At 56.5% G+C, this 10,875-nt stretch carries 9 protein-coding genes and 7 pseudogenes; 5 read left to right on the plus strand and 11 right to left on the minus strand.

Translation table 11 applies throughout. The features are described from left to right. A pseudogene (locus tag M3A49_RS40860) lies at window positions 1-239 on the minus strand (IS6 family transposase); the annotation flags it as partial. 60 nt (window positions 240-299) lie between these two features. Between M3A49_RS40860 and M3A49_RS40865 the strand changes: the two are divergent. Then, window positions 300-1,103, plus strand: a pseudogene (locus M3A49_RS40865) (tyrosine-type recombinase/integrase); the annotation flags it as partial. 1,014 nt (window positions 1,104-2,117) lie between these two features. Here M3A49_RS40865 and M3A49_RS40870 read toward each other — a convergent pair. Next, window positions 2,118-2,723, minus strand: coding sequence for a RolB family protein (locus M3A49_RS40870; RefSeq protein WP_266233838.1), 606 nt, complete (start codon window positions 2,721-2,723; stop codon window positions 2,118-2,120). A gap of 647 nt (window positions 2,724-3,370) precedes the next feature. Between M3A49_RS40870 and M3A49_RS40875 the strand changes: the two are divergent. Next, a pseudogene (locus M3A49_RS40875) lies at window positions 3,371-3,941 on the plus strand (IS6 family transposase); the annotation flags it as partial. A gap of 58 nt (window positions 3,942-3,999) precedes the next feature. Here the strand turns inward: M3A49_RS40875 and M3A49_RS40880 are convergent. The 3 genes and pseudogenes from M3A49_RS40880 to M3A49_RS40890 form a co-directional block, all read right to left on the minus strand. After that, window positions 4,000-4,224: pseudogene (locus M3A49_RS40880) on the minus strand (DDE-type integrase/transposase/recombinase); the annotation flags it as partial. A gap of 55 nt (window positions 4,225-4,279) precedes the next feature. Continuing rightward, a pseudogene (locus M3A49_RS40885) lies at window positions 4,280-4,848 on the minus strand (ATP-binding protein); the annotation flags it as partial. 593 nt (window positions 4,849-5,441) lie between these two features. After that, window positions 5,442-6,089 (minus strand): hypothetical protein, encoded by a 648-nt coding sequence (locus M3A49_RS40890; RefSeq protein WP_266233839.1) that lies wholly within the window; start codon window positions 6,087-6,089, stop codon window positions 5,442-5,444. Window positions 6,090-6,783: 694 nt separating this feature from the next. Here M3A49_RS40890 and M3A49_RS40895 point away from each other — a divergent pair. Both M3A49_RS40895 and M3A49_RS40900 read left to right on the plus strand, forming a co-directional pair. Further along, window positions 6,784-6,918 (plus strand): annotated as a pseudogene (locus M3A49_RS40895) (IS6 family transposase); the annotation flags it as partial. Between the two features lie 251 nt (window positions 6,919-7,169). Next, a pseudogene (locus M3A49_RS40900) lies at window positions 7,170-7,798 on the plus strand (IS630 family transposase); the annotation flags it as partial. Between the two features lie 187 nt (window positions 7,799-7,985). On the opposite strand, the gene M3A49_RS40905 reads toward M3A49_RS40900, so the two are convergent. The 6 genes from M3A49_RS40905 to M3A49_RS40930 all read right to left on the minus strand — a co-directional run bounded on the left by M3A49_RS40905 (window position 7,986) and on the right by M3A49_RS40930 (window position 10,552). Then, complete coding sequence (locus M3A49_RS40905; RefSeq protein WP_266233840.1) at window positions 7,986-8,810, minus strand: patatin-like phospholipase family protein; 825 nt, start codon at window positions 8,808-8,810, stop codon at window positions 7,986-7,988. After that, entirely contained in the window at window positions 8,807-9,184 is a 378-nt protein-coding gene (locus tag M3A49_RS40910) for a hypothetical protein (RefSeq protein ID WP_266233841.1), read from the minus strand. The genes M3A49_RS40905 and M3A49_RS40910 overlap by 4 nt, the downstream gene beginning before the upstream one ends. Before the next feature lie 9 nt (window positions 9,185-9,193). Beyond that, on the minus strand, window positions 9,194-9,421 hold the full coding sequence (locus tag M3A49_RS40915; protein ID WP_266233842.1) for a hypothetical protein: 228 nt from the start codon (window positions 9,419-9,421) through the stop codon (window positions 9,194-9,196). A 68-nt stretch (window positions 9,422-9,489) separates the two neighbouring features. Further along, window positions 9,490-9,825 carry a hypothetical protein gene (locus M3A49_RS40920; protein WP_266233843.1) on the minus strand — a complete coding sequence of 112 codons (336 nt, stop codon included), beginning with the start codon at window positions 9,823-9,825 and terminating at the stop codon, window positions 9,490-9,492. Between the two features lie 9 nt (window positions 9,826-9,834). Continuing rightward, window positions 9,835-10,173: a hypothetical protein gene (locus tag M3A49_RS40925; RefSeq protein WP_266233844.1), complete on the minus strand. Its 339-nt coding sequence runs from the start codon at window positions 10,171-10,173 to the stop codon at window positions 9,835-9,837. Further along, complete coding sequence (locus tag M3A49_RS40930) at window positions 10,157-10,552, minus strand: hypothetical protein (protein WP_266233845.1); 396 nt, start codon at window positions 10,550-10,552, stop codon at window positions 10,157-10,159. Before M3A49_RS40930 ends, M3A49_RS40925 begins: the two co-directional genes overlap by 17 nt. Window positions 10,553-10,640: 88 nt before the next feature. On the opposite strand from M3A49_RS40930, the gene M3A49_RS40935 reads away from it, so the two are divergent. After that, window positions 10,641-10,875: transposase (locus tag M3A49_RS40935; RefSeq protein WP_266233846.1), on the plus strand; the 235-nt coding region annotated here is incomplete at its 3' end.

Here is a 10,875-nt window from a genome sequence, read left to right on the forward strand (position 1 = left end):
TTGCCGACCGCCCGTTTGCAGCGTCGGAACGCTTTCTCCAGCACCGGCAAGAGTTTGAGCGCCCAGCGATGCACGGTCGAATGGTCAACCGAAATTCCTCGCTCGGCCATCATCTGCTCGAGGTGACGCAGACTCAGTGGATACGCGACGTACCAGCGCACGCAGAGAAGGATTACATCAAGCGGGTAGTGCAGGCGCTTGAGCACCTTTGCCACAGCAGGATTCAGGTTTTGCTTCATCAATCAGATCGTTCGTCCTCGGGACTTCAGCTTAGCAGATCCCTTAATGCGACAAAGCCCCCGTTCTCGGGAAACCTGTCCGCTCGCTCGACCGCCTACGCACTCTCCGTGCTGGGTGCCCTTTTTCGCTGGCTGATCGAGCAACGCTACGTGCTCACCAATCCGTTTGCCGGCATCAAGGTGCGCGGCAAAACGCGCGTCACACCACTTGACACGTCGCGCGGCTTCACGGAAGGCGAATGGGGGCTGGTTCGCACGATTGCCAACGGACTGGAATGGTCCTACGGCTGGGAAGCACCCGCCGCGCAGCGGCTGCGCTTCCTGCTCGACTTTTCCTACGCGACCGGTCTGCGTGCAAGCGAACTTGTCGGCGCGAGGCTTGGCGACATCCGTACCGATGAACGCGATGCTCACCGGCTCAATCTCGTGGGCAAGGGCGGCAAGCCCGGCAAGGTGGCTTTGCCGCCACTCGCGCGCGTTGCACTCGAACAGTACCTCGTCCAGAGGCGTCTGCCAGTGACACCGCAGCGCTGGGATCCGAAAGCCCCGCTACTGGCGAGTTTTGACGGGGAAGAAGCAACGGGCATCACCCGTTCCCGTCTGTGGTTCGTGATGCGCGGCTTTTTTCGCCTGGCCGCCAACGTCATCGGCACCGATCATCCCGTGCTGGCTGAAAAATTGCATCGCGCCAGCCCACACTGGACACGCCACACACATGCCACACATGCTCTCGCACGCGGCGCGGAACTGACGACGGTGCGAGACAATCTCCGCCATGCCTCTATCGCCACGACCTCGATCTACCTGCTGAGTGACGAGGCCAAACGCTCCCGGCAAATGGATGAGGCGTTCGCCGCGCCTTAGCCCACGCGCTTTCCGACAGGGCGTCGACGGCTAAACGTGCTTTATTTTCCGTTTTCTCAAGCGACCCCAGGTTAAACCTTGAGCATGTTTCGGGACTCTCGCAACGCGCTGTCGTACAAGATCTCGCCGCCAGGGTGCTCTGCGATAACCTGCAGGCTTTGACCACCTTGACGGCCCACGCCTGCCATGAATTGCCGCCCGACCGACGCATCAACCGCGCTTACGTGCATTCCGTGCTCAAGCCTCTGCTGCCATCCCTGTTGCTCGGCATCGCCGCCGCGACCTTACTCGCGGACGCCTTGGCCGTCATCGCACGACATACGTTCCGTCATCGACCGGGAATCTCAAAGCAACGGAAACCCCGCCCGAAACCCCACAAATCCATGACGCAAAAACCTTGCTGAAAGACCTCCATTTCTTAACTTGGATGGATTGACTGTGGCCTTGTCGAAGGGGAGCGCTATTGTGTGTTCACACGAAAATTGGAAAGCGATTTTGAGACGCGGTAGAGCTGGTGTTCGCTTCATTACTGAATGATCGTTCAGTGCCACGTGCGGCCTCAGGCGCTTTAGCAAAATTATCACAACCCACCCTAGGTTCTGGAAGTTTAAATGCGACGAGGATCTTAAAAGCTACGCTTCTCAAATGTAATCGACTTATTGCCATCACGATTGCATTATTAGATATCCTTTAATGAATTGCATAAATTTGTGGCACCAATACCGAAATGAGCTATTCATAATAGGTATGATAGTATTCATTTATAAAATATAAAAATACAGTTGCACCGACCGCTGTCTCGGCGGGGCCTGGGCTTATTTTTGTGAAGTAATAAAGCACTCATAGGTGCTGACAAAACACAAAGACATAACACAAAGACATAACAACAAAGTAGCTTGACTAACAAACGGGACGATTCACACATGACAGACGCACGACAGAATGCGGAAAGACAGCCTCAATCCATGCCAAGCCCAACAGCAACTGTAAAAGGTACTTTCTAAGACCTCTTCCTTAATCAGGTATCACCGGCGTGTTCGCGATGATGTCAAATGTTATCGGACGCGAGCGATAGTAAACACATTCGTCTTCACCCATGAGATCCGTCACCGGAATGGTCAGGACGTGTTCGATATCATCTTCGTCGACCTCACGGCATCCCATGCGATGGTATTCAGCTACTATTTTTTTCTTGGTTGACCTGATATCAGTTGGCGCAATATCTAGCGCCACGAACCTCTTCAGATCGTATTTCCAGAAACACATCCAGTCAGGAATGCTTATAAGGCCACCTTCATAGTCGCATGCAATTGCGGGCCTTTCGGGCAGATAAATGTACGCCAGCTTTGCGGAATTTTGCACCATTTCGATGCATTCTAGGGGTCCGGTGGACAGCGGGCTGTTAATGCACGGGTTGCTTTCGAACTCCGTTAATATGTCTTCAGAGATGTTGTAGCCAGCATCGCGCACTCTTGAGACCCAAATTTGCTGTTGCTGCTTTAGTGTCGTCAGGTAGTCTTTGTAATCACGCACCGACTGCGCGATACGGCCAGATATCAGCGCTCCCGAATAGTTTGACTTTTGATAGACAAGGCGGTGATATGGGGGTATCTCTGCCATCAGGAGTTTGTTTGATATTGCCGCTGGATCTGGCGAGTAAATGTCATGCCATTTATATAAGTGGACTGGATGCTTGTGACGTCATTGCGTTCGTGGATTTGTGATATTTTATAGTTCTTGCAATGCGTTATTTGCCTTTCGGGTGTTATATAATAACACCGCCCTCTTCCATGACCCAGTTAGCCAAGTTTGGCGCCCTTTCATTATTAATTGACAATAACGTGATACTTTGAAAATTTCCTTTTCAAAGGAAGCTGCTTTTTGACGGCAAATACTAATTTTTCGGCCCTTGAGGGGGCGAGGGTTTTAGCTATTGAACTGCGGTAGACAAGTGATCCTTGAACGGGACGTTTTGGTTTGATCGGATTTGGACGACTCTTTCTCGGGTCTATACGAGCAAACAGGAGCCAGAGCGCAATGCGCCGCAATCGCTGACGCTCATCTGTAGATATTTGTGGCGCATTCCTAAAGTGCACTTTGCTAGCTTCTGAATGGCTCTCTTTGAAGGGGGCAGGTCACTGGCGCACGTTTCCGCCTGGCAGATGCACATCGATATGGGCGCCCGCGCTGAAGCGGGGCAACGGCGCGCGGTCCGTCCGGCATTGTCACGTTGCTGCTGGGACGGAACGGCCGCGTAAAATGGCGCGATGAAAAATGCAAAATCTCTGTATCACGGGCACCGCTTCCCGCCGGCGGTGATCGGCTGTGCGGTACGCTGGTACTTCAGGTTTCAGTTGAGTCTGCGCGATATTGAAGAGTTGCTATTCGAGCGCGGCGTCGTTGTCAGCCATGAGACGATCCGGCGCTGGTGCGACAAATTGGGCAAGGGCTTCGCTCATTGCATCAAGGCCGCTCGCCGTAAGCCCGGCGCCACATGGCATCTCGACGAAGTGTTTGTTTTCCTGCGTGGTGAACCTTATCTGTTGTGGCGGGCGGTCGACCAGCACGGCGCCGAACTCGATGTTGCTGCAGAAACGGCGCGACAAAGCGGCAGCCAAACGGTTTTTCAAACGGCTTCTCGCCGCATGTCCTGAGGTGCCACGCAAGATCGTCACCGACCAGCTGCGTAGCTATCCCGCCGCGAAAGCCGAGATCCCCGAGCTGGCGAACGTCAAACATGTCTTCGTCAAAGCCCGCGCTCGGTTGAATAACCGAGCCGAAAACAGTCACCAGCCCACACGTGAGCGGGAGCGTCGCATGCGTGGCTTCCGCAATCCTGGGGGCTCCGGTGCAAATAGGTAGCGTGGTCGAAATAATCTTTATAGATTTGGATACCTTATCGATTGAACAGGACGGCGTTCCAAACCGCGGGCGCGGTGGTATCGCTGAGCCTGAGCGCGCAGAGGTCGAACTGCGCCTTGCGAATGCGATGCATCAACTCGATGCCTGAAATCGTGATCGCGGCACTTCTGAACCGTTTGAATCCACGCATCACGTTCGTTCTTGACTTGATGTGACGATGGTCCTGTTCGATCAGATTATTGAGATACTTCGAAGAGCGCACCTTCGTGTCCTCGGGAAGCAGGCCGTCAAAAAGTCCCTCAATTCCACATAATCGTGACCACGGTGCTCGCTGCGCAATACCGGCGGCTGATCAGTTCGAACAGCAGGTCGGCGTGGCGGTTCGAGTAAGACAGGTATCCGACCTCGTCATTACAAGCACGTCAGGCGTCGCGTACCGGTGCAGCCGCCGGCGTAACGCCGAGTCACTGTCAAGCGCGGCGAGCTCACCGAGCATCTGGCCAGCAGTTGTGAACAGCGCCGTGTGCCCGTTGACGAGCGCCTGATAGGCGAGGTTCAGTGCCAGGGTCGACTTGCCCACGCCGTTTGGGCCGATCAGTACGACGTTGGCGGTGTCCCTGACGAACTCGAGTGACATCAGTTCTTCGACGGCGCCCCGGTGGCAACGCGTGGGCCAGGCCCAGTCGAAGTCGCACAGCGGTTTGAAGCTGCCCAGATGGGCGTCCCGGATGCGTCGCTCGAGCGAACGGCGGGCACGCTCGTCCTCCTCCCACTGCAGTAACGGCTCGACCCACGCTGCCTCCGAGATGTCTGTCCAGTGCGCCAGCAGCCCGTACAGGCGTAAGGCGTTCGCGCGCTCCTGCAGGTTCTCAGGCGAGCTCATCAGTACCTCCCGTTATCTGGTCGTAGATGTCGAGCCGGTGAGGGGTCACCAGCGTGTCCTTGCTACGCACGTGCTCGGGCAGGTTCACCGTCACTGGCGGCGGTGACCTGCCCCCTTCAAAGAGAGCCAGTCAGAAGCTAGTAAAATGCACTTTAGGAACGCGCCACAAGTATCCACAGAAAACCAAAGGCATTTAAACGAAAGTAAAAAAAATACAAAAGGCATCCAATTTTATTGCAAGCTCCCGCGATTATCAAAGAAATTCTTGACGCAGTTGAACTCGAGATGACCGAATCGTACAGAAAAAACGCAAAAATTTTCAAATTCAAATAAATTAATGCGAACAATAATAGGTAATATAAAACTGTTTTATTCATTAATAATAGTGCGCTAACCGCGCACTTACAACACAAGACTTGGATACTTAAAAAAGACACGGCAACAGGAATATCAGTTTCCAGCAGCCTGATTTCAGCTCATAGAGCCAATAAACAAGACAAACGACGAAGAACTGGACAAAACGAAAGTACAACTCCAGACTAAGATGCAAGCCCGCATGCCCCGAGCAGCCCATACGCAACGGGCAAGGTCGACTATAAGGTCGTACGAGCGTAAGCCACCACGTCGAATTTTCCGAAATAAGGGCGGCTCCAGAAGGACTCCCCTTCCTCGCGGAACAAGTTGGTTTTTGGAATGACGATGCATTTCCTCAAGTGATTCACAGAATTTACGGCGCATCCCAATGCCCGATATTTGCGTAACACCTCATAATTGTTGAAGTCATCCTCGTACGGCATGGCGTCGTATGCCAGCATCCTTTCCTGTCCATTTTCATCAACAAAGCGAAAAACTTCATCTAGATGGCTGAGGTTGTTTCTGTCCGCCATCATGCCGCATGACGTGGTGTCAGCTACGACAGACAGGAACTTCGGATAATAGCCTTCTCTGCGCGAAATCTGCTCCATGACACCCTCCGGGGGGGCGTTCATGCATGGGAATCCGCGAAATGTCTCCATAAGTTGCTCGACATGATCAGGTTCAAAACGCAATTTCCAGCCCTCAAACGTATCCAGGATATCGGCAAACTCGCCTTGCACCGGGAAAAGTTCGTGATCGAGAAAAGTGTCATAGCGTGCAACTGCAAGTCGGATTAAGCGCTCCAGCTCATCCTTGTTTCCCTCGAAGCTAAGATCGGAATAATCGAATACCGGGCGATCATCGAATTCGGGTGTGGTGGACATGGTGAGAGATATGTGAGGAAGGCGATTGGCGCTGGTAAGAAGAAGTTGCTTGGTGTCTTGGAAACGGAAAGCGTACATATATATAGTGTTATGGAGCCAGGATCCTATAAGCGGATACGTAACATCGCAGAAATCTCGTGAATGCCTTCTTTGAAAGCCCGAAAGGCTAAGGCTGTCTGTGAAGATGACCCCAATGCCCTTAGAAAATCTCGAAAGGTTAAAATGACCCATGATTGATGGCGACCCGGCAGAATGTAAAATTATGGCTTTTTGCCTTGGCGAAGCGGCACATGACCATGGATGTGACGGCGATTCGCGTCGTCGCATTTAAACTTCCAGAACCCGGGCGGTTTTTGATTCAAAGTGCCGGAAGCACCGTATCTCAGAAATCGCTTTCCAATTTTCGTACGAACCCACTATAACGCTCCCCTTCGACAGGACCAAAGCAAGGTTGTTGCGCGCAAAGTCACACCGAGTCGGCCCGAACAATTCGTTTTGTCGCGCCGATCGAACTTCGCCGTCGACGGCACAGCGGGTTCGAAGCCAGGCAAAGCGGCGGGCTTTGTCGCATTAAGGGATCTGCTAAGCTGAAGTCCCGAGGACGAACGATCTGAACCGCCCCGGGAATCGTGGAGGCTGGTTGGTTTAAGTTAATGCGGGCACGTCAGAGAGGCTGGTTGGTTTAAGTTAATGCGGGCACGTCAGTTTTCGTTGTGCACGCATCATTCTCGGCGGCATCGAGTTCATGCATATGATCGTCAAAGGCCAGATGAAAGGCGGTGGCATCGCGCAAACTCCCGCCCAGCAGTTCTACTCCTTGATTACATAAGTAGTCCTCATCATATCGCCATTTGTTTGACTCGTCTTCCTTAACGCGACAAAACCCTACGGCATCGTGCCGGTGCAGGTTTCGCACGGCGTGGCATCGGTGAGCATTGCAACCGTCATCGAAGGGCTGTGCGAGTACACGCGCGAAACAGAAATCTTCGTTCCGGTGACGCGCCATGAATGGAAGAACGTTCAGCGCAGCGGCGAAGCCGCCAGCACTCCCAGCACTCGGACCTGTGTGAATAACTGTACGGGTTCAGCTCGCAAAAGCCGGAGCGCCGGGCGATCGAGCGCAACGAGGACGCGGTACGGACCTGGAAGCGCAAGACCTGGCCCGCGCTCAAAAAAAGTGTACCGCCGAAGGACGACTGATCGTCTTCATTGACGAATCCGGCCTCTCGGAGCGCCCCACACGAGTGCGCACTTGGGCGCCCAAGGGCCGCACGCCGATCATTCAGTACCACTTCAACTGGAAGCACGTTTCGGCCATCGCCGGTCTTACCCGTACCAACTTCGTGTTCCGCCTGCACGACGGCGGGATCAAAAGCGCGCAAATCATCGAATTCCTCAAAGCGCTGTGCGCGCAACTCAGACGCAAGCTGATGATCGTGTGGGACGGCGCAGCGCAGCACAAGAGCCACGTCGTGCGCGAATACCTTGACAGCACGGATGGTGCAATCCAGATGGCGCTGCTGCCCGGCTACGCCCCGGACCTGAACCCAGTCGAATACCTTTGGACCTGGCTCAAGCGGCACGCATTGGCGAACTTCTGCCCTGATAACCTGGCCGAACTGAAGCACACCGCTCGAAGCAAGCTCAAGAGCGGCCAGAAGCGCAAATCGATCATCGTTGCCTGCTGGAAGCAAGCCGAGCTTTGGTGATGTCATGATTTACGTAACTCTCAATAGGTGGCGCCTTGGTTCTCGCCGCTTTGCCTCGCTTCGAACCCGCTGTGCCGTTGGCTGCGTAGTTCGAGCTGCGCGACAAAACGAATTGTTCGGGCCGACTCGGTGTGACTTTGCGTGCAACAAGTTGCTAAAAGCCTTCGGTCCTGTCGAAGGGGGCAGGTCAGTGACGTTTTTGTGCGACGGGCATCGCGACGATTGCCGCTTTGGTTGCTGCATAGCCGTCGTCATATAGGCGCTGACGCACCTCCGGCGCCATGTTTCTGTCGAACGAGCTCGCATATCCCGTCGGAACCCGCACGATCGTCGCTCCATTCTTTGTGTCCAGCGCGACATGCGCCGCCTCGTTTGCCGCAAGCATCAGGTCGATGATCCGCGGAGCGAGCGTGCGTAGGCCGTAATCGCCCGGGCGCAATGCGGTGTCGTCGGACACGAGGTAAATGCCCACGCGCGGCACGTCGTCGACCGTCAGGTCGCTCGCCGGCACGTTGTCGCATGTGCCGCCGTCAACAAGCAACGCGCCGGAGCACACAACTGGCGGAAACACGACAGGAATCGATGCGCTCGCGCGCGCGCCCACGGCGATTGGCACCGTGGGCGTCGTCGCGCGGCTGAACAGAAACTCGCGCTCCGTCAGCAGATCCGCCGCGATGATCTTCAGTTCGACCGAAGAATCGATGAACGTCCGGCCGGCCGTTCCGCGCTCGAGGAACGCCTCCAGCTCTTTCCCCGTGCAGAGCGCCTGGTGGCGGAGCACGGCCCACGGCGAGAACCGCATTATTGGTGACCAGTCGAGTCTCATGCAGAGCTCGCGCATGTCAGTCAGCTTCATGCCTCCGGCGAACATCGCCGCGACTATCGATCCTCCCGATGTGCCCGCCAGCTCGACGATTTCATACCCGGCATCGACGATCGCCTGCAGCGCGCCGAGATGCGCGCCTAGGCGAAAGCCGGATCCGCTCAACGCGACGCGGATCCGTTTGCTCATGATTCGAGTACCGCGCTCGCCGCCGTCGGCGCCGGTGTCGTGCTCGATGTCGCCGGTTGCAATGACAATGCGGTATTGATGCTGGTGACGATCAACCCTACAGGCACGGTCGCCTGCATGAGCTTCTGGGTGTTGACAGTCGTCACCGTACAGCCGGACGCGCAAAGCGCGTTCGGCTGCACCTGCTTGGTCAGCGTGGCCTGTGTGCCGCGAGTAAAATCGCCCGACTTCGTGAGCACGTTAATCTCTGGGTGGACGCCGATGCAGACATTCGCCGCGATCTGCGCGGGTGTTTGCGTCAGAAGCGACTCGGACCCGTCGAGATCGACAGCCGCGAGAAGGCCTGCCGCAAGCAGCATGGATTTGTGTTTCATGAGGATCTATTACTTGAGGGTTTTGATTGCCGTCACGGCTGCGCTGGCGGCGGTCGCTTGCCCCTGAAAGGCCTGAACGTCGGTCTCCCGGAGCGAGATGCTGTGATCGCCGCTTGCCGAGCGCGTGAAGGTCGCATCAACGGTCGCCATCTGCTTGCCATTCCACACACTGAGCATGCAGCAACTGGTCGCGATGCCGGCGCTGTCGGTGATCGGTTCGATTTCATAGCGAGCCATCCCGGCATACCGGAGCGACGCGCATCTGGACATTGCGCTGCACGCGAGCAGCGCGAGCGCGCGAAGGATCACTGGAACATCGTCTGAGCCGCCTCAGCGGTTAGAAAGGTCATTGGTGCAACCTTCGGCCCCTGTGCCGGGACCGGAGCGGGTGCTGGCGTCAAGACGTTGGACTCCGCCGGATATAACAGCGGCGCGGGTGGCAGCTCCGCGGCCGACAGGGGCGCGGTCGTTGCGGCGTCGGGCGTGGACGTAGTGGCCCCGTGGACACCGAGGCCCGTGATGGTCAGCGCTAACGCCGCAACCAGCTGATCGGGGTTGGCCTTGCCCATCATCACCAGCGCCACCCACGCGCCGAATGCCAGCACACCAGCGACGAATTTCAATAACTGGGTCGGTTTCAAGTTGCTCTCCTAAGGTGATGCCGCGATTGCGGCGAAGTGAAAAGGCGTGCAGCTCGCGCCGCCAAGCGTACTGCGGCAGCTCGTCCAGAGCAGCACACGGTGGTTCATGCCATTGCGCGTCGCGGAGCTGCTCGCATTGCCGAGGTTGATGGCCCGACTCAGCGTGAGAAACGATCCGGCGTCGGCGCACACGTTGAGATTGTGATCTGCCGCAGAATTTCGCGGCCGCGAGCGCTGCCACGTCCGGCTGCGCGATGCGATCGGATAGCCCACGGGCAGCATCCCACTGAAGCCGCTGAGCAGGCGGGCAATGAAGACCCACCAGCTCCAGTCACAAATTTGCGTCATCAGTCGCTCCCCGGTTGCCGATCATCACCTCCAGTCGGGTGATACGGCGCTTCAGCTCTTCGACCTCCGCCTCGGCGCTCTCCGCGTGCAATTCCGACTCCCTAGCGCAGCGCTCGGCGGCCCGCATAAGCTCTTCGGCGCGGTCTGCGCGCTTCACAGCCAGAAGCTCGCGCGCCTCAGCCCGTCCGGCTCTCTCCTCCGCCAGCGTGGCCAGACGCTCGAAGCGGGCGATCGACTCGACCTGGCCGGCCGCGTCGGCCTTGACGATCTCCGCGCCACCTTCGCTCTCCGCCTGGCGACGCCGGTCGATCTCCCGCCATATTCGGCCACCGACCCAGAACGTGCCGATCCCACCGAAGGCAGTCGCGATCGACTTCACACCCTCATTCCAAAAATCCGACATTTGAGCTTGCCCCCGAAAAACGAATCCCTTGCTGAAAAGGTAGACTAAAGCAAGGAGAAGAACGATGAAAAGCAAGGCAAAGCGGGCACAGTACACGCTCGAGTTCAAGCTGGAAGCTGTGCGGCTGGTGAAAGCCGGGCAGAGCATGGCAGCAGTGGCGGCGACACTGGGCGTGGTTGAACAGACACTGTACAACTGGGTGAAGGCTGACCGGGAAGGCAAGCTCGCGGGAGCAGGCACGAAGCCCGTGAGCCCCGAACAGATGGAACTGGCGCGGCTGCGTGCGGAGGTAGCGCGCC

This window comes from Paraburkholderia sp. CNPSo 3076 (assembly GCF_026343935.1).
GTDB classification, from domain to species: domain Bacteria; phylum Pseudomonadota; class Gammaproteobacteria; order Burkholderiales; family Burkholderiaceae; genus Paraburkholderia; species Paraburkholderia nodosa.